The sequence below is a fragment of the Thioclava sediminum genome, assembly GCF_002020355.1.
Lineage (GTDB): Bacteria > Pseudomonadota > Alphaproteobacteria > Rhodobacterales > Rhodobacteraceae > Thioclava > Thioclava sediminum.
The window spans coordinates 314,979-338,921 of sequence record NZ_MPZV01000003.1; the positions used below are offsets into that span (position 1 = coordinate 314,979).

The 23,943-nt window shown below is 65.2% G+C and carries 22 protein-coding genes; 7 read left to right on the forward strand and 15 right to left on the reverse strand.

Features of this window, described 5'->3' with window-relative positions; translation table 11 throughout:
* Window positions 1–108: 108 nt before the first annotated feature.
* Window positions 109–1,110: a ligase-associated DNA damage response exonuclease gene (locus BMI91_RS13780; protein ID WP_078605454.1), complete on the forward strand. Its 1,002-nt coding sequence runs from the start codon at window positions 109–111 to the stop codon at window positions 1,108–1,110.
* Window positions 1,107–2,675, forward strand: a complete 1,569-nt coding sequence (locus BMI91_RS13785) for a cisplatin damage response ATP-dependent DNA ligase (RefSeq protein ID WP_078605456.1) — start codon at window positions 1,107–1,109, stop codon at window positions 2,673–2,675. Before BMI91_RS13780 ends, BMI91_RS13785 begins: the two co-directional genes overlap by 4 nt.
* A gap of 2 nt (window positions 2,676–2,677) precedes the next feature.
* Here BMI91_RS13785 and BMI91_RS13790 read toward each other — a convergent pair whose 3' ends face one another.
* Window positions 2,678–4,516: a PHA/PHB synthase family protein gene (locus BMI91_RS13790; RefSeq protein ID WP_078605774.1), complete on the reverse strand. Its 1,839-nt coding sequence runs from the start codon at window positions 4,514–4,516 to the stop codon at window positions 2,678–2,680.
* A gap of 524 nt (window positions 4,517–5,040) precedes the next feature.
* On the opposite strand from BMI91_RS13790, the gene BMI91_RS13795 reads away from it, so the two are divergent.
* The 4 genes from BMI91_RS13795 to BMI91_RS13810 all read left to right on the forward strand — a co-directional run bounded on the left by BMI91_RS13795 (window position 5,041) and on the right by BMI91_RS13810 (window position 10,064).
* A complete protein-coding gene (locus BMI91_RS13795; protein ID WP_078605458.1) occupies window positions 5,041–6,516 on the forward strand; it encodes an MFS transporter in 1,476 nt (491 codons plus the stop codon).
* A gap of 66 nt (window positions 6,517–6,582) precedes the next feature.
* Window positions 6,583–7,068: an Lrp/AsnC family transcriptional regulator gene (locus BMI91_RS13800; protein ID WP_152844310.1), complete on the forward strand. Its 486-nt coding sequence runs from the start codon at window positions 6,583–6,585 to the stop codon at window positions 7,066–7,068.
* A 102-nt stretch (window positions 7,069–7,170) separates the two neighbouring features.
* Entirely contained in the window at window positions 7,171–8,646 is a 1,476-nt protein-coding gene (locus BMI91_RS13805) for an NAD-dependent succinate-semialdehyde dehydrogenase (RefSeq protein WP_078605460.1), read from the forward strand.
* A gap of 47 nt (window positions 8,647–8,693) precedes the next feature.
* The gene (locus BMI91_RS13810; protein ID WP_078605462.1) at window positions 8,694–10,064 is read left to right on the forward strand and encodes an aspartate aminotransferase family protein; all 1,371 of its coding nucleotides are present in this window, start codon (window positions 8,694–8,696) and stop codon (window positions 10,062–10,064) included.
* A 21-nt stretch (window positions 10,065–10,085) separates the two neighbouring features.
* Here the strand turns inward: BMI91_RS13810 and BMI91_RS13815 are convergent, their stop codons facing one another.
* The 14 genes from BMI91_RS13815 to pyrH all read right to left on the reverse strand — a co-directional run bounded on the left by BMI91_RS13815 (window position 10,086) and on the right by pyrH (window position 22,923).
* Window positions 10,086–10,349, reverse strand: coding sequence for a hypothetical protein (locus tag BMI91_RS13815; protein ID WP_078605463.1), 264 nt, complete (start codon window positions 10,347–10,349; stop codon window positions 10,086–10,088).
* The gene (gene lpxB, locus BMI91_RS13820) at window positions 10,349–11,500 is read right to left on the reverse strand and encodes a lipid-A-disaccharide synthase (protein ID WP_078605464.1); all 1,152 of its coding nucleotides are present in this window, start codon (window positions 11,498–11,500) and stop codon (window positions 10,349–10,351) included. Before lpxB ends, BMI91_RS13815 begins: the two co-directional genes overlap by 1 nt.
* Window positions 11,497–12,312: an LpxI family protein gene (locus BMI91_RS13825; protein WP_078605465.1), complete on the reverse strand. Its 816-nt coding sequence runs from the start codon at window positions 12,310–12,312 to the stop codon at window positions 11,497–11,499. The genes lpxB and BMI91_RS13825 overlap by 4 nt, the downstream gene beginning before the upstream one ends.
* Entirely contained in the window at window positions 12,309–13,106 is a 798-nt protein-coding gene (lpxA, locus tag BMI91_RS13830) for an acyl-ACP--UDP-N-acetylglucosamine O-acyltransferase (RefSeq protein ID WP_078605466.1), read from the reverse strand. Before lpxA ends, BMI91_RS13825 begins: the two co-directional genes overlap by 4 nt.
* Window positions 13,107–13,110: 4 nt before the next feature.
* Entirely contained in the window at window positions 13,111–13,572 is a 462-nt protein-coding gene (gene fabZ / locus BMI91_RS13835) for a 3-hydroxyacyl-ACP dehydratase FabZ (protein ID WP_078520753.1), read from the reverse strand.
* Between the two features lie 122 nt (window positions 13,573–13,694).
* Window positions 13,695–14,582: an OmpH/Skp family outer membrane protein gene (locus BMI91_RS13840; protein ID WP_078605467.1), complete on the reverse strand. Its 888-nt coding sequence runs from the start codon at window positions 14,580–14,582 to the stop codon at window positions 13,695–13,697.
* Window positions 14,583–14,591: 9 nt separating this feature from the next.
* On the reverse strand, window positions 14,592–16,844 hold the full coding sequence (bamA, locus tag BMI91_RS13845; RefSeq protein ID WP_093477134.1) for an outer membrane protein assembly factor BamA: 2,253 nt from the start codon (window positions 16,842–16,844) through the stop codon (window positions 14,592–14,594).
* A 289-nt stretch (window positions 16,845–17,133) separates the two neighbouring features.
* The gene (locus BMI91_RS20060) at window positions 17,134–17,307 is read right to left on the reverse strand and encodes a hypothetical protein (RefSeq protein WP_158522164.1); all 174 of its coding nucleotides are present in this window, start codon (window positions 17,305–17,307) and stop codon (window positions 17,134–17,136) included.
* Window positions 17,308–17,409: 102 nt separating this feature from the next.
* Window positions 17,410–18,750 carry an RIP metalloprotease RseP gene (gene rseP / locus BMI91_RS13850; RefSeq protein ID WP_244176641.1) on the reverse strand — a complete coding sequence of 447 codons (1,341 nt, stop codon included), beginning with the start codon at window positions 18,748–18,750 and terminating at the stop codon, window positions 17,410–17,412.
* A 3-nt stretch (window positions 18,751–18,753) separates the two neighbouring features.
* A complete protein-coding gene (gene dxr / locus BMI91_RS13855) occupies window positions 18,754–19,932 on the reverse strand; it encodes a 1-deoxy-D-xylulose-5-phosphate reductoisomerase (RefSeq protein WP_244176642.1) in 1,179 nt (392 codons plus the stop codon).
* A gap of 3 nt (window positions 19,933–19,935) precedes the next feature.
* Window positions 19,936–20,733: a phosphatidate cytidylyltransferase gene (locus tag BMI91_RS13860; RefSeq protein WP_279627338.1), complete on the reverse strand. Its 798-nt coding sequence runs from the start codon at window positions 20,731–20,733 to the stop codon at window positions 19,936–19,938.
* Window positions 20,730–21,488 carry a polyprenyl diphosphate synthase gene (gene uppS, locus BMI91_RS13865; RefSeq protein ID WP_093477136.1) on the reverse strand — a complete coding sequence of 253 codons (759 nt, stop codon included), beginning with the start codon at window positions 21,486–21,488 and terminating at the stop codon, window positions 20,730–20,732. Before uppS ends, BMI91_RS13860 begins: the two co-directional genes overlap by 4 nt.
* A gap of 50 nt (window positions 21,489–21,538) precedes the next feature.
* The gene (gene frr / locus BMI91_RS13870; protein WP_078550245.1) at window positions 21,539–22,102 is read right to left on the reverse strand and encodes a ribosome recycling factor; all 564 of its coding nucleotides are present in this window, start codon (window positions 22,100–22,102) and stop codon (window positions 21,539–21,541) included.
* Between the two features lie 89 nt (window positions 22,103–22,191).
* The gene (gene pyrH, locus BMI91_RS13875) at window positions 22,192–22,923 is read right to left on the reverse strand and encodes a UMP kinase (RefSeq protein WP_078550242.1); all 732 of its coding nucleotides are present in this window, start codon (window positions 22,921–22,923) and stop codon (window positions 22,192–22,194) included.
* A gap of 118 nt (window positions 22,924–23,041) precedes the next feature.
* Between pyrH and miaA the strand changes: the two genes are divergently transcribed.
* Window positions 23,042–23,926, forward strand: a complete 885-nt coding sequence (miaA, locus tag BMI91_RS13880; protein ID WP_244176643.1) for a tRNA (adenosine(37)-N6)-dimethylallyltransferase MiaA — start codon at window positions 23,042–23,044, stop codon at window positions 23,924–23,926.
* Window positions 23,927–23,943 lie beyond the last annotated feature (17 nt).

Consider the following 23,943-nt stretch of genomic DNA (forward strand, 5'->3'; position numbering starts at 1 on the left):
TGGAACAATCGTAGCGCGAAAAGCTTGGCTCAAGGCAAATGCCGAAAATTTGGGCCGAGATCGCGCGCCCGCGTATGCATTTCGAGCGTTAGCGTAAGTGAAGGACCGATGGCCGAGCCGCTTCTGATCCCGCGCCCCGAGGGGCTCTACTGCCCTAGCGGCAATTTCTACATCGACCCGAGTCGCCCCGTGGCGCGCGCGCTGATCACGCACGGCCACGCCGATCACGCGCGCGCAGGCCACGGGCATGTGCTTGCCACGCGCCAGACGCTGGAGATCATGGCGATCCGCTATGGCAAGGATTTCGCGGGCCAGCGGCAAGCCTATGAGGGGCCGCTCTCCGTAGGCGGCGTGGATGTCAGCTTTCACCCGGCGGGACATGTGCTGGGCTCGGCGCAGATCGCGATCACGCATCGCGGGCAGCGGATCGTGGCGTCGGGCGATTACGCGCGCGTCTCGAACCCCTCCTGCGCGCCCTTCGAGCCGGTGCCCTGCGATACGTTCATTACCGAGGCGACCTTCGCGCTCCCGGTGTTCAAACATCCCGACCCGGCTGACGAGATGGCCAAGCTGATGGCTTCGATGCGCGCAGCCCCCGAGCGCCCGCATCTGGTGGGTGCCTATGCACTGGGCAAGGCGCAGCGGGTCATCATGCTGGCGCGCGAGGCGGGCTATGACGCGCCGATCTACATCCACGGAGCGCTGCAAAAACTCTGCGACTATCACATCGAGCAGGGCATCCCCTTGGGCGATCTGCGCCCCGCCACGATGAACAAGGCCGAGGCGCGGGCGCTGCGCGAGGCGCTGGTGATCGCGCCGCCCTCCGCCTTTTCCTCGCCTTGGGTGCAGCGCTTTGCCGATCCGGTGATCTCTTTTGCCTCGGGCTGGATGCAGATCCGCGCCCGTGCCCGCCAGCGCGGCGTCGAACTACCGCTGGTGATCTCGGACCATATCGACTGGGTGGACCTGACGCGCACGGTGCGCGAGGTCGCCCCCTCCGAGTTGTGGATCACACATGGCCGCGAGGAGGCGCTGATGCGCTGGGCCGAACTGGAGGGGCGCGTGGCTCGTCCGCTGCACCTCGTGGGCTATGAGGAGGAGCCGGAATGAAAGCCTTCGCGGTCCTTCTCGAACGGCTCGCCTTCACGCCGGGGCGCAATGCCAAGCTCGACGTGCTGGGTGATTACCTGCGCCATGCGCCCGACCCCGAGCGCGGCTATGCGCTGGCGGCGCTGACCGGAGAGCTGGAACTGGGCCGCGCGCAGCCTGCGGTCCTGCGCGCCATGGTGGGCGAGCGCGTCGATCCCGAGCTCTTCGCGCTGTCCTATGACTACGTGGGCGATCTGGCCGAGACGATCGCGCTGATCTGGCCGCAGGAGAACACCGCCCAGGACGTCGATCTGGTCGAGATCGTCGAGACCTTGCAGGACACGCCCAAAACCCGCGTCGGGCCGCTGATCGCCGGGTGGCTGGACCGGCTGGAGCCCTCGGAACGCTATGCGCTGCTGAAGCTTGCGACCGGCGGGCTGCGGGTCGGTGTCTCTGCCCGGCTCGCGCGGGTGGCGCTGGCCTCGGTCGGCACGCCAAAGCTGGAGGAGATCGAGGAAATCTGGCACGGGCTCTCGCCGCCCTATCAGCCGCTTTTCGACTGGATCGCGGGCGGCGAGAAGCCCGAGCGTGCGGGCTTTGCGCCCTTCCGGCCGGTTATGCTCTCGACGCCGACCGATCTCGAGGCGCTCAACGACCTGCCACCCGGCGACTTCGCCGCCGAGTGGAAATGGGACGGCATCCGGGTGCAGGCCGTGGCGGAGGGCGGCGAGCGGCGGCTCTATTCGCGCACCGGCGAGGATATCTCCGGCGCCTTTCCCGATGTCGTCGCGCATATGGGCTTCGAGGGCGCGCTCGATGGCGAGTTGATCGTGCGGCGCGGCGATCAGGTCGCGCCCTTTGGCGATCTGCAAAAGCGGCTGGGGCGGAAGTCTCCGGGCAAGGCGATGCTGGCCTCGCATCCGGCGGCGCTGCGCCTCTACGACATCCTGACCGAAGGCGAGGAGGACCTGCGCCCCCTGCCCTTCGAAACCCGCCGCACGCGGCTGGAGGCCTTCGTTGCCGATCTCAATCCCGAACGGTTCGACGTCTCGGAGTTGCTACCCTTCGAGACGTGGGATGACCTTGCGAGCCTACGCGAAGCGCCGCCCGAAGTGGTCATCGAGGGCGTAATGCTCAAACGCCGCGACACGCCCTATATGGCGGGCCGCCCCAAGGGGCCGTGGTTCAAGTGGAAACGCGATCCGCGCATCATCGACGCGGTGATCCTTTATGCCCAACGCGGGCATGGCAAACGCTCGGGCTTTTATTCCGACTTCACCTTCGGCGTCTGGGACGGTGACCGCCTCGTGCCCGTCGGCAAGGCCTATTCCGGCTTCACCGACGAGGAACTGCGCAAGCTCGACCGCTTCGTGCGCAATCACACCGTGGAGCGCTTCGGCCCGGTCCGGTCCCTGTCGCCCGAGCTGGTGGTGGAAGTGGCCTTCGAAGGGCTCAACCGCTCCACCCGGCACAAATCCGGCGTCGCGATGCGCTTCCCGCGCATCTCGCGCATCCGCTGGGACAAGCCCGCAGGCGAGGCCGACCGGATCGACACGCTGCGCGCGATGCTGCCCGAGGTGGACTAGCCCTAGCGGGTCAGCACATAAGCCCCCGGCGCATCGCAGAGCGGGCGATACTTGCGCCCCTTGCCTATGGGCGGCGGCTCGATCTCCTGCCCGTCGCCCGTCTTGCGCAGCCATTTCGCCCAAGGCTCCCACCACGACCCTTCGCGCGGCGCACATTCCGCAGCCCAGTCCGACGCGGAGGGGTGCAGCATGCCGGGGCGGTGCTCCATCAAACGGTAGCTCGCGCGCGGTGCACCCGGCGGGCGCACGATCCCGGTATTGTGCCCGCCCGAGACCAGCGCGAAGGTGACCGCACCCGGCAGCGACCATGTTAGCTTGAAGACCGAATGCCACGGCGCGATGTGATCGGTCTGGGTCGCGACGGCGAAGACCGGCGTCTCGATATCCTGCAGGAAGACCGGCGCGCCGCGCGTGTCCATCCGCCCCTCGGCCAGATCGTTGTCGAGAAACAGTCGGCGCAGATATTGCGAATGCATCTTGTAGGGCATCCGCGTCGCGTCATGGCTCCACGAGGCCATCGCGCCATCCGTCTCGCGCTCGCCCATCAGATAGGTATGGACCGCCTGCGACCAGATCAGGTCCTTCGATTTGAGCATGGTGAAAGTGCCCGCCATCGCGGTCTTGTCGAGATAGCCCTCCTCCCACATCATGTCTTCGATCAGGCTGAGCTGGTCTTCATTGGTGAACAGGCTCAGTTCCCCGGCCTCGGTGAAATCGACCTGCGCCGCCAGCATCGTGAGCGAGGCCAGCCGATCATCGCCATCGCGCGCCATCGCCGCCGCAGCGACCGACAGAAGCGTGCCGCCGAGACAATAGCCCAGCCCGTGTACCTTTTCCGCCCCGGTGATCTCGCAGACCGCATCGAGCGCCGTCATCACGCCCTCTTCGCGGTAATCGTCGAAGCCCAGATCGCGGTCGCCCTCGTCGGGGTTCTTCCACGAGATCGCGAAGACAGTGAAGCCTTGCCCCACGAGCCAGCGGATCAGCGAATTCGTCTCCTCCAGATCGAGGATGTAATATTTCATGATCCATGCCGGGACGATCAGCAGGGGCACCGAATGCACCTTCGGCGTGCTGGGCTCGTATTGCAGCAACTCGATCAGATCGTTGCGCAGCACCACCTTGCCCGGCGTCAGCGCCACGTCGGTTCCCGGGATCAGCGTGGGCTCCGGCTTGGTGTCGCCGGTCATCACCTTGAACGCATCCTCGCCCCAATAGCGCGCCCCGCGCATGAGGTTCACCCCGCCCTCTTTCAGCGTCTGGGCAAGCACCAGCGGATTGGTCGCGATGAAATTCGTGGGCGACGCCATGTCGAGCCATTGCCGGGCGTAGAACTGCATCATCTGCTCGTGGCGTGCCTCGACCCCGCGCACATCGGTCGTGGCGTTGTGCCACCATTGCTGGGCATGGAGGAAACTCTGCGCATAGAGGGAATACGGGAACTTCTGCCAATCGGGCGCAGAGAAGCGGCGGTCCTGCGGCAGCGGCTCGAGCGGCTGCGCGCCCTCGTCGTCGCTCCGGTGCGGCGCCATCTCGCGTAGCAGGTGCATCCATTTGCGACCCGCCTTCCAGCCCAACTCGGCCTGCTTGCCGGGGCTGAGCGCAAGATGGGTCGCCCAATCGGAAAACGCGAGCCCGAGCGAAATCGGAGACAGCCCGCCTTCGGCCCGGCCCATCAGCGCGTGAGTCAACCGATCGAGCCGCTCGAACGAGGCCAGCGCGGCGCTGTGCTCCTCGGCCAGAGGCGTGTCGGCCTTGGCAGATTTGCCCGCAGCTTTCCCGGCAGCCTTGCCCTCGCCCTTGCGGGCGCCCTTGCGCGGTGGCGTTTTGTCTCCGGCCATATCCTTCATCCCGCAGCCTCCTAGCGTTGCGATTCCGCGCAGAACTTACCGCAAAACCGATGACAGTGGTTTGACCTGACGCAAGAGAACGCGCCACCGCAACGCCTCACGCAAATAAGAGCCGATCTCACATGGGCGGGAGGCGGATGAAATATCGGAACTGAGGCATTGCTGCATCGGTTCACCCTGCACATCTCGAGACGCAAGGGCAAAGGCGAGATGGCAAACCGGGACACGCCACCCCCGGGGAGCGCTGTCCGCTGCCGATGCCCCGCGACATACGGATACGACATACGGAAAGGCCGGGTTTCTCTCTCCACCCTTCCCTCTGCCCGGGTTTCCGGCACGACCTGCTTCCGGGTTCTCCTGTCTCTCTTGCCCGGAAGCAGGCCCCTTCACTCCCAACTCCCCGCCCCTCTCGGGCGGGGCTTTTCTTTGCCCGCCTCACCTGCGCGATAGAGCACGCAAGCCTGCGCGCGGCCGCGGGGTGACACCGTGCGCCTGCGTGCTAGCTATGCCCGGTCATGTTGAGCAGGCTTCGAGACAATATCATTCCGCTGACGGTCGCGCTGTCGCTCCTGATGGAGCTGATCGACGCGACCGTTCTGGCGACCGCGATCCCGGTGATCGCGCGGGACCTTTCGGTGCCGGTGCTGTCGCTCAAGATGGCGATGGCGACCTATCTGATCGCGCTCGCGGCTTTCGTGCCGATCTCGGGCTGGATCGCGGATCGCATCGGGGCGCGGCGGACCTTCCTCGCGGCGATGGGCGTTTTCCTTGTGGCCTCGCTTCTCTGCGCCATTCAGACGAGCCTGACCGGGCTGGTGCTGGCCCGCGCGCTGCAGGGCATCGGGGCTGCGATGATGAGCCCCGTCGGCCGGTTGATCGTGCTGCGCCACACCTCCAAGGAGGAGATGACCCGCGCGATGGTCTATGTCACCCTGCCCGCGCTGATCGGCCCGGCGCTGGGCCCCTTCGTGGGCGCGACGGTGACGACCTTCCTCGGCTGGCGCTCGATCTTCCTGATGAACCTGCCGCTGGGGGCGCTCGCGATCTGGCTGACGCTGCGCCACATGCCCGCCGACGGCCCGCCCGAGCCGAAGCCGTTCGATTTTCCGGGCTTCCTGCTCTCGGCCGTGGGGCTGGCAGCCGTGATGACCGGGTTTTCCGCGCTGGGCGAGCATATCCTGCCATGGCAGGCCGCCGCGGGCCTCAGCGTTGCGGGTGTGGCGCTGCTCGTCCTCTACTGGCTGCGGGCGCGCAACACAGAGGAGCCGCTTCTCGATCTGCGGCTGTTCCGGCACCGCACCTTCGATGTCTCGATCACCGGCGGGTTGATATTCCGACTGTCGAACGGGGCGATCTCGCTTCTGCTGCCGCTGTTCTTCCAACTGGGCCTCGGTGCCTCGGTGATGGTCTCGGGCGCGCTGACGGGTCTGAACGCGGTGGGCGCGGTAAGCCTGCGGACCTTCGTGCCGCGCATCCTCGACCGGTTCGGCTTCAAATGGGTGATGATCTGGGCGGCGGTGATCCGCGGCGCGACGATCTTCGGCTTCCTCACCGTGACGAGCATCCATGACTGGCAACTGATCCCGCTTCTGCTGATCGGCGGCGCCGCGCAATCGGTCGTCTTCACCGCGATCAACTCCATCGGGTTCGCCGATCTCGATACGCGCGAGATGAGCCCCGCCACCGCCTTCACCGCGATGAGCCGTCAGGTCTCGCTCGCGCTCGGCATCGCGCTGGCGGGCGTGGTGCTGGAACTGACCGCAGGGTCGGCGGCGACCACGACAGGGGCCGAGATGATCCCGATCCACGCCTTCCTCTGGGGCTTTGCGATTGCGGGCGCGACGGGGCCGCTCTCGGCGCTCTATTTCCTGCGCCTGCGCCGGGGCGATGCCGACGGGCTGCGCCGCAAGCGCCGGACGGTGGAGCCCTATGGTTCGGCCAAGGAGCGCTTCCGCGCCCCGCAATCCAAGCAACGCGAACCAGCCGAATGAGCAGTGCTGCACCGGACCCGAAAAATCGGGGATGCGCAGGGCGTTAACCCGGTGTAGCGTGGCGCCATGATCAAGCTCGACCCCCGCGATATCGAAATTCTGCGCGTGCTGGCGCGCGAGGGCCGCATCACCAAGGCGGCGCTGGCCGAGAAGATCAACCTCTCGCCCACGCCCGCCTGGGACCGGCTGAAAAAGCTGGAGAAAGCGGGCCTGATCGCGGGCTATCGCGCGACCTTCAACCTCAAGAAGCTCGGGCCGCATGTGACGCTGTTCGTGGCCGCAGAACTGGCCGATCACACCGCCGCCAGTTTCCAGACCTTCGAGCGCTCGCTCGATCAGCACCCCGAGGTCGTGGGCTGCTGGGCTTTGGGCGGCGGATTCGACTATCTGATGCAGATCGTGACCCGCGACATCGACGCCTATCAGCGGCTCATCGACTCGATGCTGGACGCGCGGATCGGCATCGCGCGCTATTTCACCTATATCGTTACGAAAGAGGTGAAGAACGCCGCCATGCCGCCCTTCGATCTCTTCGCAGACCAAATGGACTGACGGACGGCTCTATTTCAGCCCAAATCCGGGGCCCGCGCAGTCCATTCGGACTATTACCCTGTGAAATCGGGCGCAGAGTGATCTCAACCAAGGAGGTCTCTCATGCTCGATACCGCCATTTCCGCCCGCCCCGATATTGCCGACAAGCGCTTGCTGCGCAGCTTTTCCTATGTGAATGGCCGCTGGATCGCGGGTGAGACGGGCGAGGTGATCCCCGTCACCAACCCCGCCAATGCCGAACGTCTGGGCGATATCACCGCGCTCAACCGCAGCCAGTCGCGCGCGGCGGTCGATGCCGCCCAAGCCGCCTTTCTCGACTGGTCGATGACGCTGCCGCAGGAACGCTCCGCCATTCTGCGCCGCTGGTTCGACCTGATCATTGAAGCGAAGGACGATCTGGCGCGGATCATGGTGCTCGAACAGGGCAAGCCGCTCAGCGAAGCCATGGGCGAGATCGACTATGCGGCGAGCTTCATCGAGTACTACGCCGAAGAGGCCAAGCGCCCGAATATCGAGGGCGTCACCTCGCATCTGCATGACGCAGAGGTGGAGCTGTGGCTCGAACCCGTGGGCGTCGTGGGTCTCGTCACGCCGTGGAACTTCCCCGCCGCGATGCTGACGCGCAAGGCCGCCGCCGCGATTGCCGCGGGCTGCACCGTGGTCGCGCACCCCTCGCATGAGACGCCCTATTCGGCGCTGGCGCTGGCGGAACTGGCCGAACGCGCGGGCCTTCCCGCGGGCGTGTTCAACGTGTTGACCGGCCACGCCCCGGAAATCGTCGAGCCCTGGTGCGACGACACCCGCGTCCGCGCGCTCTCCTTCACAGGCTCCACCGAAGTGGGCCGCCTGCTCTATCGCCAATCGGCTCAGACGGTGAAACGGCTGGTCCTCGAACTGGGCGGCCATGCCCCGGTCATCGTCTTCAAGGGGGCCGATCTCGATCAAGCCGTCGAGGAAGTCATCAAGGCGAAATTCGCAACCTCGGGCCAAGACTGCCTCGGCGCGAACCGGATCTATGTCGAGCGCCAAGTCTATGACGAGTTCTGCCGCCGCTTCACCGAGGCCACGCAGGCGCTCAGCGTGGGCATCGGCATGGAGGACCCCGATATCGGCCCGCTGATGAACGAAAAGGCGGTGGCCAAGCAGGAGGAACATGTCGCCGACGCGCTGGCCAAGGGGGCGAAACTGGCCTGCGGCGGCAAGCGGCTCGATCGTGGCCCGCTGTTCTTCGCGCCGACCGTGCTGACCGACGTGCCTGATAACGCCAAGATCATGCAGGAGGAGACCTTCGGCCCGGTCGCTCCGATCACCGTCTTCGACACGGAAGAAGAAGTCTTCGCCAAAGCCAACGCAACCGAATACGGCCTCGTCGCCTACGTCCACAGCCAGAACCCGAAACGCATCTACCGCGCCACCCGCGCGCTGCAATTCGGCATGGTCGCGGTCAACCGCACCAAGGTCACCGGCGCGCCGATCCCGTTCGGCGGCATGAAGCAATCCGGCCTCGGCCGCGAAGGCTCGCGTCGCGGAATGGAAGAGTTCATGGAAATCAAATACGTCTGTCGGGATTGGGGTTAACTCCCCCGCCAGCCCGGACGGCCCAAGACAAGAAGAAGGAGAGAAAATTGCTGACCAATGACCAACTCGACAAGTGGGATCGCGAAAGCTTCTTCCACCCCTCGACGCATCTCGCCCAGCACGCGCGCGGCGAGTCCCCCAACCGCATCGTCACCGGCGGCAAGGGCGTGTTCATCGAGGATCGCGACGGTAACAAGCTGCTCGACGCCTTCGCAGGCCTCTACTGCGTGAACGTGGGCTACGGGCGCACCGAGATCTCCGAGGCCATCGCCGAGCAGGCGAAGGAACTGGCCTATTACCACGCCTATGTCGGCCACGGCACCGAGGCCTCGATCACCCTGGCGCATATGGTCCTCGACCGTGCGCCCGATCACATGTCCAAGGTCTATTTCGGCCTGTCGGGCTCGGATGCGAACGAGACCAACATCAAGCTGGTCTGGTATTACAACAACATCCTGAACCGCCCAGAGAAGAAGAAGATCATCTCGCGCTGGCGCGGCTATCACGGCTCGGGCCTGATGACCGGTTCGCTGACGGGTTTGGAGCTGTTCCACAAGAAGTTCGACCTGCCGCTGAGCCAGGTGGTCCACACCGAGGCGCCCTATTACTACCGCCGCCCTGATGAGGCGATGTCGGAAGAGGCCTTCACCGCCTATTGCGCGTCCGAGCTGGAGCAGCTGATCGAACGCGAAGGCCCCGACACCATCGCCGCCTTCATCGGCGAGCCGGTTCTGGGCACCGGCGGCATCGTGCCCCCGCCCGCGGGCTATTGGGAAGCGATCCAGAAGGTGCTGAACAAATACGACATCCTGCTGATCGCCGATGAGGTCGTGACCGGCTTCGGGCGTCTGGGGAGCATGTTCGGCTCGGATCACTACGGCATGAAGCCTGACCTGATCACCATCGCGAAAGGCCTGACCTCGGCCTATGCGCCGCTCTCGGGCACCATCGTGAGCGACAAGATGTGGAAAGTGCTTGAGCAAGGCACCGACGAGAACGGCCCGATCGGCCACGGCTGGACCTACTCGGCGCACCCGATCGGGGCTGCGGCCGGTGTCGCGAACCTCGAGCTGATCGACAAGCTCGGCCTCGTCGAGAATGCGGGCAAAGTCGGCAAATACCTCAATGACCAGATGCGCGCCGCCATCGGCGAGCACGCGAATGTCGGCGATATCCGCGGCGAAGGGATGCTCTGCGCGGTGGAATTCATGGCCGATCGCGACAATCGCAGCTTCTTCGACGCCTCCGACAAGATCGGCGCGAAGATCGCAGGCGCGATGGTCGAGCGTGGCGTGATCGGGCGCGCGATGCCGCAGGGCGACATCCTCGGCCTCGCACCGCCGCTGTGCCTCACCGAGGCGGAGGCCGACAAGATCGTCGAAGTCACCGCCGATGCCGTGAAATCGGTTCTGGGCTAAGGCCCCTCGGCAGGGGTCGTCTTACGAGGCGAGCCCTGCCAGCCATTCGGCGATCGCCGCGCGGCTGTCTGGATCGGGCGAATGGTGACGCACCATGAAATCGTCGAACCAGTCGCGCCGCGCCTCGGGCGTCTGATTGTCCGCAGCCCAATCGATCTTTGCGACCATTCTGACCGCGTCGCGATGACAGCGCCCGCAGGATTGCGCGAAAAGCTGCGCGGGATCGGTCTCGGCCAAGGCGGCCCCGGCCCAGATTGTCAGAAAAACAGCCAAAAAGACGCGCATCACGCCCTCCCGAGAAACTCCAGAACCGAACGCGCCGCGCGCAGGCCGGGCGGCTCGCCGCCCTCGCCCAAACGGCGCATCACCTCTTCCATCGCGGCCATCTGCTCTTCGCGCGCCGCGTCTTCTTCCAGCAATTCCAGCATCTTCGCCGAAATGTCACGCGGCTTGCAGTCGGGGCCGAGGAATTCCGGGATTACCCGGGTATCGGAGACCAGATTAACCAGCGTCACCGTATCGATCTTGAGCATCCGCGAGATCACGTGCCATGTCAGGAAATTCGCGTCATAGGCGATCACCATCGGCACCCGGTTCGCAGCCAGCTCCAGACTGACCGTGCCCGAGGCCGCCAGCGCGATATCGGCGGCGGCAAAAGCCGCGCGCTTGTCATCGGCATTCTCGACGACGATCGGCGCGACCGGCCAGCGGGCCGTCATCTCGCGCACCATCGGCGCCACGCCCCGCACCGTCGGCAGCACGACGCGCAGCCCCGGCTCGCGGTCGCGCAGCTGCATCAGCGCCTCGTCGAAGCGCGCCCCGAGCCGCTTGACCTCGCCGCGCCGCGAGCCCGGCAGACACAGCGCGAGCGGTTGTTCCTCGCCGATCATATGGGTCTCGCGGAAGGCCGCCGCGTCCGCCCCGGTCGCGCGCGGCTCGGCCACGACGGGATGGCCCACGAAATCGCAGCTCATCCCGGCGGCTTCCATATAGGGCGGCTCGAAAGGCAGCAGCGCGAGCACATGATCGACCACCTGCGCCATTTTCGCCGCGCGCCCCGGACGCCATGCCCAGACCGAGGGCGCCACATAGTGGATCACCTTGAGATCAGGGCGCTTTTCCTTCACCAGTCGCGCCACGCGCAGGCAGAAATCGGGGCTGTCGATGGTGACCAGAGCCTCGGCGCCGCTTTCGACCACGTGATCCGCAGTCTCGGCGATGCGCCGTTTCAGATGGCGGTATTTCGGCAGGACCTCCATCAGCCCCATGACCGAAAGCTCTTCCATCGGGAAAAGACTGGTGAGCCCCTGCGCGCCCATCTCCTCGCCGCCGATACCGGACCACTCGACGTCCGGCGAAAGCCCGTTGATCCCCGCCATCAGGGCGCCGCCGAGCTTGTCGCCCGATGCCTCGCCCGCGATGACGTAGAGCCTCATGGCTCCCGCGCCCAGAGAAAGAGGCCCGCGGCCTCGGCGGCCTCGATGACCGCATCGCGATCGAGAAGCATAACACCGCCCGCCTCGAAAGCGATGCCGGACAGGCCAGCGGCGGCGGCGTTCTTAACCGTCTCGACCCCAATGGCAGGCAGATCGGCACGACGGTCCTGATCGGGTTTCGGCGCCTTGTAGAAGACGCCCTTCACCGCTTTAAGATCGCCGCGCAAGCCTTTGTGGTGACGCACGAAATCCAGCATCGCATCGGTACCCGGCAGGGTCTCGACCGCAAGGCAAAGCCCGCGCCCGACCACTGCGCCCTGACCGATATCCGACGCCCCAAGCGCGGTGACAATCTCGGCCCCACGCTCGGCATCCTCTTCGTCCACGACCGACGGTTTGCCGCACAGCACGCCCGCCTCGGGCAGCAGCGCGGGCGCGATCTCATGCGCGCCGACGACCTCCAGATCGAACTCCTCGAACACCTCGATCACCGCGCGCAGCGTCGCATCGTCGCCCGCCTGCATCGCCATCGCGAGCCGCGGCACCAGCTGCGCCGAGCGGGGATCGAACTGCTCGGGATCGATCGCCGGACGCTGCATCGCGCCCGCGAACACCACCCGCTCGATCCCGCGATCGGCCAATTCGTCGAGAAACGGCACCAGCCGCTCGATCCGGAAGCGCAGATGATCGCCGTCCAGATCGCAAGGCGCCCCGATCATCTCGCAGACGAGAAGATCCGGAACGGCCTCGGTCAGAATCGCAGGCAAACGGCCAGCCCCGGCGATCAGCGCGGTATGCGTGCCCCCGCTCATTTGCCGGGCGTCAGGAAGCTGCGCTCGGACGGGCCGAGGATGAAATCAAGCACTTCGCGCGCCAATTCGCCTTCGACGCCCTCTTCCGAGAGGGTCCGCGCGCTTTCGCGGAAGCTGCCCTGACCGAGCGCCTCGACGGTTTTGCGCAGCGACGTGATTTCCTCGCGCGGCGTGCCACGGCGCTTCAACCCCACGAGGTTCAACCCTTCGAGCCCCGCGCGCGGTCCCGCCACCAAGGCATGCGGTATCACATCCGCCGTCACCATCGACAGCGCGCCGATGATCGCGCCGCGCCCGATGCGGACGAATTGGTGCACGCCCGACAGACCGCCGACGATGACGTCATCCTCGAGCTGACAATGGCCGGCGAGCGCCACGGAATTCACAAGGATCACACGGTCGCCGATCTTGCAGTCATGCCCGACATGGCAGGACGACATGAACAGCCCGTCATCACCCACCTGAGTGAGCCCACCGCCGCCATCCGTCCCGGTGTTCATCGTGACATATTCGCGGATGCGGTTGCGCTTGCCGATCTTGAGCCGCGTCTTCTCGCCCTTGAATTTGAGATCCTGCGGGATCTGCCCCAGTGAGGCGAAGGGAAAGATCTGCGTCTCCTCGCCGATTTCTGTCGCACCCTGCAGCACGACATGGCTTTGCAGCGAGACGCCCCGGCCCAGCACGACCTCGGGGCCGACCACGCAGAACGGGCCGATCCGGCAGTCCGGACCGATCACCGCGCCGGGTTCGATCACCGCGGACGCGTGGATCTGCGCGCTTGGGTCAATGCTCATGCATTCAGCCCTGAAGGTCCATCATGGCGGTGAACTCGGCTTCGGCCGCCAGTTCACCATTCACCGTGCCCCGGCCTTCGAATTTCCAGATCTTGCCGCCGCCGCGCTTCACGGTGACATGCAGTTCGAGCACGTCGCCCGGCACCACCTTGCGGCGGAACTTGCACTTGTCGATGCCCATGAAATAGGTCAGCAGCGGCTTGTCGATCACGTCGAGCGAAATCCCCACCACCACGGCAGAGGTCTGCGCCATCGCCTCGACGATGGTGACGCCGGGCATGATCGGCTCTTCCGGGAAGTGGCCCTGGAAATGCGGCTCGTTCGCGGTGACGTTTTTGATGCCGACGGCGCCCTTGTTCGGAACGATGTCGCGCACCTTGTCGATCAGCAGGAACGGATACCGATGCGGAATGATGCGCTTGATGAGCGACAGATCGGCTTCGGTATAGGGGGCGGGTTCGGTCATGAGCTGTCCTCGTTCTTGGGCGCACTGCGCCTGCGGCGGTATCAATTTGCCGCATCACGCGATCATCGCTTTTGGATTGTTGCTAGCAATCGCGGCCCCGCTTGGCAAGCAGCGCGCGTCTGCTATTGCGCTGGTGCGGTGTCGGTCGGCGCAACCTGATTGTTATCTTCGACCGGCAGACCAAGCGGCAGCCCCGGCGCATCTCGTGTCGCGCCGTCGAGCGTGGAATTGCCGCCCGATTTGCCTGCGGAGTTGGGGCTGCTGTCGACAAAGACACCCGCCTCGCCGCTTTGATCCGGGTCTGCGCCGCTTGACGATTGGCCCGAAGCGGGCTGGTTCGAACCAGGCTGGTCCGGTGTCGCGGGCGCACCTTGAGCCGCATCCGCCGAGCCCCCGTTCGACGTCGGCGGAACCAAGGGCGTCACGCGCCCGGCCCCGTCACCGATTTCCTTGTCGACCCGCGCGCCCAGTTCGGACGTTACGTCGGCCTGCGCGAGCCCGCGAATGATCGCGCGGGAATCGAGCACCACGACTGCGCCGCGCGCCTTCAGCACCTCGTCGAGCAGCGGCACCACGGTTTGCACGAAGGTCTGGTGTTCCTGATTCAACTGGCGCTGGATCGCATCGGCCTTGGCCTTCTGGGCCTTGCGGATATCGGTCGCCCGCGTGTCGAAGGCATCGGCGGCTTGCTGGAACTGATCCGAGGGCATCGTCAGCCGCTCCTCGGTGAGCTTGCGCTCTTCCGCCTCGAGCTGACTGGCGATCCGGTCGTTTTCCTTGCGCAGCGCGCTCGACGCGGACTCGATCTCGGATTGCACCCGCTTGCCCCACAGAGAGTTGTCGTAAAGCCGCTCCCAATCGAGGGTGAGGACCGCGCTCTGCTGCACGCGCGGCCCGGCTGCGGGCGCCTGCGTGTGGGGTGTCTGCACCGCCGATTGCGCGACAGCCGCGCCGGGCCCGAAGGCCAGCGCGGCCGCAATGAAGGAAACGGTGACGCTGCTCAGACGCATCGCGCGCCCTTAGAACTGCGTGGAAAGCGACAGATCGAAGTTCTGCGTCTTGTCGTAGCTTTCTTTCTTGATCGCCCGCGAGAAGTTCAGACGCAGCGGACCGATCGCGGATTTCCAGAAGATCGAGACGCCGACCGCAGAGCGGACATGCATCGAGTCGTCGACCTCGTTGCCGCCGGTCCCGGTCGTGTCGTCCAGACCCCAGACCGAGCCGACATCCCAGAACACGCCGCCGGTGATGCCGTACTCTTCGGGCAGACCGATCGGGAATTCGGCTTCGACTTTGCCGACCCAATAGTAGTTACCGCCAAGCGCGTCGGTATTGCCCGCATTGAGGTCACGCGGACCGATACCGTAGCTCTCGAAGCCGCGGATCTGGCTGCCCGAGAAGCGTTGCAGGATCGTCGAACCATCCGTGGCATCGACCGCGCCGCCTTCGAGCGAGGCGCGCAACGTCGCTTCCTCGTTGAAGATCTTGCGCTCGCCGACGATCTTCGCAGTGGTCTGGCCGCCTTTCACGTCACCGCCGACGCCCCAGAACTGCTGATCGACGTTGAACCGCCAGGTGAAGCGCGGGTCGATCTGTTCGCGCGCGGTATCATAGCTGTAGCGCAGACCCGGGCCGCTGTAACGCTGCGTGCCCTTGTCGGCTTCTTCGTTCAGCAGGATGTCCGAGGAGTCACTCGGCACGTTGTTCAACGTGTCTTCGCCGATCTTGTAGCTCACCTGCAGACGGCCGCGCTCGGAGACCGGGAATTCCAGTGCCGGCTCGACGCTGATGCGGCGCGTGTCGTAAGCGGTGTTCGACGCCGAGCTCGAGGTCGCATAGGCGGCCGAGAACTTCAGCGCCACGTCACGTCCGAGGAACGCCGGCTCGATAAACCGGAAGCTGGAGCTGTTATTGTCCTTGGTCGTGCCGATCGACACGCCGAGATACTGCCCGCGACCGAGGAAGTTCTTCTCTTCCAACGAGGCGTTGAAACCGATCCCGTCCGAATTCGAATAGGAGGCGCCGAAACCAAGCGAGCCGGTGGGCTGCTCTTCGACATTCACGTCCACCACGACCTGATCGGAGCTCGAGCCCGGCTTCGTGTTCACGTCGACCGACTTGAAGTAGCCGGTGCCGCGGATGCGGTCGGCGGCGTTCGAGATCTCACGCGGGTTGTAGGGGTCGCCTTCAACCGTCCGGAACTCGCGCCGGACCACCCGGTCGAGCGTCGCGGTGTTGCCCTCGATGTCGATGCGCTGCACGAAGACACGCGGGCCACGGACCAGCACGAAATCGACATTGACCGACTGCGTGCGCGGGTCTTGGGTGATGCGCGGCTCGACGCGGGCGAATTGGATGCCCTTCTTGATCGCAAGCTGCTCCATCCGGGTCACGGCCAGTTCGATCGCTTTCGGCGAGAAGGTCTGCCCTTGGCGGATCTTGGTAAGCGGCGCGAAATCGTCAGGCGCGACGCCGTCGATCTCGGAAGTCGTGTTGATCGAGTTGAAGTGGTATTTCTGCCCTTCGATGATGTTGAAGGTCATGAAGAACGCATCGCGCTGGCGCGACATCTGCGAGGACACGCCGGTGACCTGCACGTTCTTGTAGCCGCGCGCTTGGTAGAAATCGATCAGCTTCTGACGGTCGACCGGGATCCGGTTCGCGTTGAACGTGTCGTTCTTGACGAAGGTGCGGAAGATCCCCGCCTGCTTCGTCTCGAGCACCTGACGCAGACGACGGTCCGAATAGGAGCGGTTGCCGGTGAAGGTCACGCGCTCGATCGAGGTGACCTTGCCTTCCTTGATCTCGAAGGCGACGTCGACGCGGTTATTGTCGCGGCGGATGACCTTCGGCACCACACGGGCGGCCATGCGGCCATCCTCGGAATAGGCGCGCGCCAGACGCTGGGCGTCGGCCTCGATCTGGGCGGGATTGTAGACGCGGTTCGGCTTCGCCTGAATGATCGTGGCGAGCTGCTCGTCCTTGATGATCTTGTTGCCTTCGAAATTGATCACGCTGATCGTCGGGTACTCGGTCACGGCGATCTTGAGCGTGTTGCCCTGCGGCGTGATTGCAACGTTCTCGAACAGGCCGGAATTCGTCAGACGCTGGTAAGCGGCGTTGAGATCGGCTGCGGTGACGGCTTGATTGCGGGCGATTCTGGCGAAGGACAGAATCGTCGCCGCGTCGACGCGCTCGTTACCGGTGATCACCACCTGCGAGAAACTGTATTGCTGCGCTTGAGCGATCACGGGAACCGCAAGGCAACTCATTGCAACTGCTGGAAATACTACGCTGGCCCGCAGTGCCTTTCGCGTCGCACAGAGTCTCAGCATAGTTTGCACGCTCATAGACATCGCCCTCTCCCGCCGGAAGTTCACTTTTTCCCTTTGATAAGGGTCGTACCGAAGGGCGTAAGCGATGTCAAAGCTGGGATGGGGGCTCAGACCCGAGATTTTGTGGAGCGCGATCATCTTGCCACGAAAGAAAGGGCCGCGAAGGCGGCCCCGGGATCGACGACGAAGGGATTTTGCGGGCGTTTCGTGCCCTTTTCGGTCCGGCTCAGATGCGCCGGAAGCTGGAAGCGTCGCCGCCGAGAATGTCGATCAATTGAATACCGATCAGCGCCGCGCCGAACAGCGCGACCAGAACCGCTGCGATGAACAGCAGCCGGTCCCCGACGATTTCCACCAACGGGCGAAGTTCGCGATAGTGATGCGCGATGATCTCGGACATGAGTGGCCTCCTTCGCGCGATTTGCGCTAAGAGTTCCCTACCCTGTCTTCATGACCGCATTGCGAGGCAATTGTGGCGAAATCTGGGCCGTCACGTCCCCGCTCAGCAGGTCAGATCGTTCCAGAGCCCGAAGACCATCAGCGTCAGCACCAGCGCCAGCCCGATCGACATGAAGACGTTCATCAGCTGATCGGAGGGCGGCTTGCCCGTGATTGCCTCATAGAGGTGGAACATCAGATGCCCGCCATCGAGCACCGGGATCGGGAAGAGGTTCAGGAAGCCCACCGCCGTCGACAGAACCGCGATGAACCAGATGAAATCGAGCACACCCGATTTCGCAGCCGCCGCCGAGGTCTCGGCAATGCGCAGCGCGCCGGTCAGGTTACAGCTGGAAATCCGCTGCGCGATCATCGCCTGAATGCCCGAGACCGATTGCGTGATGATGCCCCAGGTCTGTCTTGCACCGCCCAGCAGCGCATCGACCGGACCGACCGATTGCGTCACCGGCTCGAACATGAACGAACCCGTCGCCCCGATCAGGAAGCGCGTCTCGAACTGCCCGTCGCCCACCGGCAGATCGGTGCGGCGCGGCGCCAGCGTCACGGAGAAGGTCTCGCCGCCATCGCCCGCAGGCCGCCAGATATCGAGCGAGACCGCCTTACCCTCACCCGCCTTCACCGCGTCCTGCAGATCGACGAAGCGATAGACCGGCTTGCCGTCGATCGCGGTGATCACATCGCCCGCGCGCAGCCCGGCATCATAGGCGGCAGAGCCCGGCTGAACGCCTGCAAACCGCGCCGGGAAGAGCTGCGGCCCCGTCGCGTCGGTTTTGCTGCCATCGCGGGTCACGGTGTAATCGAGCGTCGGCCCTGCGGGCAGTTGATCGACCACATCAGAGAGCGCCTGATAATCCGGCGTAGGCTTGCCCGCCACCGCATCGATCACATCGCCCTGCTGCAGATCGCCCGACCCGCCGGGCAGCGCCACGACGGTCTGGATCGCGGGCGTCTCGGTGGCCTGCCCCGTCCAGAGGCTCAGCCCCGCGATCACGCAGATCGACAGGATGAAGTTGAAGACCGGCCCGGCCGCCACGGTCGCCGCGCGTGCCCAAAGCGGCGCGCCATGCATCGTGTGGCGGCGTTCCTCGGGGCTCAGATGGGCCATCTCCTCGGAATCGACCCCGGCAGAGGCCGCATTCGCATCGCCCAGAAACTTGACGTAGCCGCCAAGCGGAACGGCGGCGATCTGCCAGCGCGTGCCATGCTTGTCGACGCGGCTGATCAGCTTCGGCCCGAAGCCGAGCGAGAAGACCTCCGCCTTGATCCCGGAAATCCGCCCGATGATGTAATGGCCGTATTCATGCACCGCGACGATGATCGAGAGCGCGACGACGAAGGCCACAACCGTATAGAGCAGATTGCCGAATTGGGGCAGCAGGTCCAAAACTCAGATCCTTCCGTGTTCACAAATCGCCATCGCGCGCGCCCGCGCTTCGGCGTCGCAGCTCAGAACCATATCGAGGTCTTTTGCGGCGATTCCAAGACCCTGGTCCCGCGACATCTCGCCCAGAACCTTCTCGACCAGCGTGGCCATGTCGAGAAATCCGATCCGGCCCGCGATGAACAGATCGAGCGCGACTTCCTTGGCGGCGTTGAACACGGTGCCCGCCAGACCGCCCGTTTCCATCACCTCGTGCGCCAGCCGCAGCGCGGGGAACCGCTCCAGATCCGGGGTGCGGAAATCGAGCTGTCCGATCTTCGCCAAGTCGAGCTTCTCGACCGGCAGAGGTTTTCGCGCGGGCCAGTTGAGCGCATAGCCGATCGCGTGGCGCATGTCAGGCACGCCCATATGCGCCATCAGCCCGCCATCGTGGAACCCGACCAGCGAATGGACGATGCTCTGCGGATGGACGAGGACTTCGATCTGCTCCGGCGCGAAGCCGAAGAACTCTTTTGCCTCAATGACTTCCAGAGCTTTGTTAAACATCGACGCGGAGTCGATCGTGATCCGCTGCCCCATGTCCCAGTTCGGATGCGCCGAGGCCTCGGCCACCGTGGCATGGGCGAGTTTCTCCATCGGCCAGTCGCGAAACGCGCCGCCCGAGGCGGTGATGATCACCCGCTCGACCGCGGCGATGTCTTCGCCTACGAGCCCTTGGAAAATCGCCGAATGCTCGCTGTCGACCGGCAGGATCGTCGCGCCATGCGCGCGCGCCTCGGCCATCAGCAAGGGGCCCGCGGTCACCAGAGATTCCTTGTTTGCCAGCGCCAGCGTCGCGCCTTGCGAGAGCGCCGCGAAGCCGGGCGCGAGCCCCGCCGCGCCGACGATACCCGACAGAACCCAATCCGCCGGACGATACGCCGCCTCGATCAGAGCCTGCGGCCCGGCAGCGACTTCGATCCCGGTCCCGGCCAGCGCATCGCGTAGCGCGGGCAGACACTCGTCGAAGGCCGTCACGGCCAGATCGGCCTCCAGCGCCACGGCCTGCTCGGCCAGCCGGGCAACATTGCGGCCTGCGCTCAGCGCGACCACGTCGTAAGCCTCAGCCCCGCCCTGTGCCATCAGCAGATCAAAGCAGCTTTCGCCGATCGAGCCGGTCGCCCCGAAGACCGAAACCTTCCGCATCGTTCAGCCTTCCGTCAGCGGCAGGGTCATCACCTGCGAGATCAGCATCAGGAAGACGACCGCGCCGGTCAGCGCATCGAAGCGGTCCAGCACGCCGCCATGACCCGGGATCAGCGAGGAGCTGTCCTTCACGCCGGTCGCGCGCTTGATCGCGCTTTCGGCGATGTCGCCCAGCTGGCCAGCAAAGGCCAGAAGCGGGGAAATCCAGATCATCGCGAGCCCGCCGCCCATCTGGGCGAAGAGAAAGCCCACGAGCGCCGCACCGACCCAGCCGCCGACCGTGCCCGACCATGTCTTCTTCGGGCTGACCTTGGGCCAGAATTTCGGCCCGCCGACCGTGCGGCCCACGAAATATCCCATGATATCAGAGACAACGACCACCGCGACGATCCATGTGATCGCACCAAGCCCCGCGCCTTCACGCAACGCGACAAGCCCATAGCCCGTCAGCATGATCGCCAGCGCATAGCCCGCGCCAAGCCAGCGCCGCCCGGTGCAGATCACCGCCGCCATGATCGGCACGATCAGCAGATAAAGCAGGCCGTAAGGCTCATGGATCGCCAAGACGAAGGTCAGCGCAGCCGCCGCCACAAGCCCCAGACCGACCGCCTTGCCGGGACGTTCGGGGCGCAGCATCGCGGTGAGTTCCCAGATCATCAGACCCGTCACGAGCACCGAGAGCGCCGCGAAGACCGGACCGCCCCACCAGATCGCGGCGAGGCCGATCGCGACCATCGCAAGCCCGGAGGCGAGCCGCGGGACGAGATCGCCCCATTTGCCGGTCCGCGGCGTCTCCGTCACGAGGCAACCCCGCCGAAGCGCCGCTCGCGCCCGGCAAACCGATCGAGAATGTCGGACAGCTCGTCCGGCGTGAAATCGGGCCAGAGCGTCGGCGTGAATTCATATTCCGAGTAGGCCGCCTGCCACGGCAGGAAATTCGAGGTCCGCGTCTCGCCCGAGCTGCGGATCACCAGATCGGGATCGGGCATGCCCGCGCTGTCGAGCCGCGACGAGATCATCGCTTCGTCCACCTCGTCGGCCGTGATCTTGCCCTCGGCGACGTCGCGCGCAATCGACTGGGCTGCGCGTTTCAGCTCGTCGCGCCCGCCGTAATTGATCGCAACCGCCAGCGTCAGCTTGGAGTTGCCCTTGGTGCGCGTCTCGATCGCGTCCATCGTCTCGCGCAGCAGCGGGTCGAGCGGCGTGCGGTCGCCGATAAAGCGCAGCTCGACGCCCTGACGCGACAGCTCCGCCGCCTCGCGTTTGATCATCAGCCGGAACATCTTCATCAACCCGAGAACTTCCTGCGTCGAGCGCTTCCAGTTCTCCGTCGAGAAGGCGTAGATCGTCATGTAGCGGATGCCCAGATCGGGCGCGGCCTGCACGACCTTCTTGATCTGCTCGGCCCCCTTGCGGTGACCGGCCAGACGCGGCCAGCCCCGCTGGGTGGCCCACCGCCCGTTGCCATCCATGATGATCGCGACATGCAGCGGCGCCGGGGCGCCCCCCTCATGCCCCTGCGGGGTCTGGGCGATGTCGGGAATGCTAGGGGCCATCGGCAATGTGATCCTTTTCGCTCAAGACGCAGGGGGCTGAGGCAAACGCCTCAGACCTGCATGATCTCGGCTTGCTTGTCTTCGAGCGCCTTGTCGACCTTGGCGATATGCGCGTCGGTCATGTCCTGAACCTCGCTCTCCCAGATCTTCACGTCGTCTTCGGACATGCCATCGGCCTTGGCCTTCTTGATCTGGTCCATGCCGTCGCGGCGTACGTTGCGGATCGCGACGCGGGCGTGCTCGGCATATTGGGCGGCGACCTTGGTCAGCTCGCGGCGGCGTTCCTCGTTCAGCTCCGGGATCGGCAGCATGATGATCGTGCCATTGGTCTGCGGGTTGATGCCCAGACCGGATTCGCGGATCGCTTTCTCGACCTTGCCGACCATCGACTTGTCCCAGACGTTGATCGTGACCATCCGCGGCTCGGGCACGTTCACGGTGCCGACCTGGTTGATCGGGGTCATCTGGCCATAAGCTTCGACCTGAACCGGCTCCACCATCGAGGCCGAGGCGCGGCCCGTGCGCAGCGACGCGAATTCATGCTTGAGCGAGCTCATTGCGCCATCCATGCGGCGGGCAAGGTCATCGGTGTCGATCTCGATATCGTCGGACATTGGGTATTTCCCCGTTCTTGTTGAGCCTCGGGCCGAGCTTTAGCGCAGCTCGCAGGCGAAAACTAGCATTTGTGACCGTCGCGCGGCGCTCAGCCCTGCACTTTGGTGTAGGTGCCTTCGCCTGCCAGAATGCCGCGGAAGCCACCCGGCTCGTCAAGCGAGAAGACGATGATCGGCTTGTTGTTATCGCGTGCGAGCGCGATCGCCGAGGCATCCATCACGCCGAGGTTCTTCTGCAGAACTTCATCGTAGCTGACGGTGTCGTAGCGCTTGGCGTCGTCGAATTTCACCGGGTCCTTGTCATAGACCCCGTCAACCTTGGTGCCCTTGAAGATCGCCTCGCAGGACATCTCGTTGGCGCGCAGCGTCGCGGCGGTGTCGGTCGTGAAATAGGGGTTGCCGGTGCCGGCAGCGAAAATGCAGACCCGCTTCTTCTCGAGGTGGCGCACCGCGCGACGGCGGATATAGGGCTCGCAGACCTGATCCATCGGAATAGCCGAGATCACGCGGGTGAAGACGCCGAGGCCTTCCAGCGCGGACTGCATCGCCAGCGCGTTCATCACCGTCGCGAGCATCCCCATGTAGTCGGCCGTCGTGCGCTCCATCCCCTGAGCCGAGCCCGCAAGCCCGCGGAAGATGTTGCCGCCGCCGATCACCATGCAGATCTCGACGCCCAGATCGCGCACCGATTTCACTTCATGCGCTATACGCGAGACGGTCGGCGGATGCAGGCCGTAGCCCTGATCGCCCATCAGCGCCTCACCCGAGATCTTCAGTAGCACGCGATTGTATTTGGCCGCGGGATGCGTCTCGGTGCTCATCTGATCCTCCGATGGGCTGTTGTCATTGGCGCGCAAAATGATCCAAATAGAGCCGGGGTTCAACCTCTTGCGAAAGCGTAGAGCCCCGAGCCCACCAGAAAGCCTGCAAGAGCCGCCGATGCCGCCTGCCCTGCCCGAAATATCGCCGCGAACGCCCGTGCTGATCGCGGGAGCGACGGCGAGCGGAAAATCGGCGCTGGCGCTGTCGATCGCCGAGGCCGAGGGCGGCGTGGTGATCAATGCCGACGCGCTGCAGGTCTGGTCTTGCTGGCGAGTGCTGAGCGCGCGCCCCTCGCCCGAGGAAGAAGCCCGCGCGCCGCATGCGCTCTACGGTCATCTCGATCCCGGCGCCGATTATTCCGTCGGCCATTGGCTGCGCGACGTCACCCCGTATCTGGAGGCCTTTCACGCAGGCGGGCCGCGCCCGATCATCGTGGGCGGCACCGGGCTCTATTTCACCGCCCTGACGCAAGGCCTGGCGGAAATCCCTGAAACGCCACCGGAAATCCGCGCCGAGGCCGATCAGCGACGCCTCTCGGAAGGCCATGTCGGGATGCTGGACGAGCTGGACGACGCGACCCGCGCGAAGATCGACGCGCAGAACCCGATGCGGGTGCAGCGCGCGTGGGAGGTGCTGCGCGCTACCGGTGAGGGGCTCGCCGCGTGGCAGGCCCGCACCCCGCCGCCGCTTCTGCCGCTCGACACCGTGGCGCCGCTTCACCTCGATCCGGATCGCGACTGGCTGGCGGACCGCATCGACCGTCGCTTCGATCTGATGCTCGAACAGGGCGCACTCGACGAGGTCCGCGCGGTGGAGCCGATCTGGGACCCGAACGCGCTCTGGGCGAAGGCGATCGGGGCACCGGAACTGATCGCGCATCTGCATGGCGAACTCGATCTGAGCGAGGCGCGAGAGCGCGCACAAGCGGCAAGTCGCCAATATGCCAAGCGGCAACGCACCTGGTTTCGTGGCCGCATGAAGGCGTGGCACAAGATCACGTAGACTGTGACCCTGCGGCA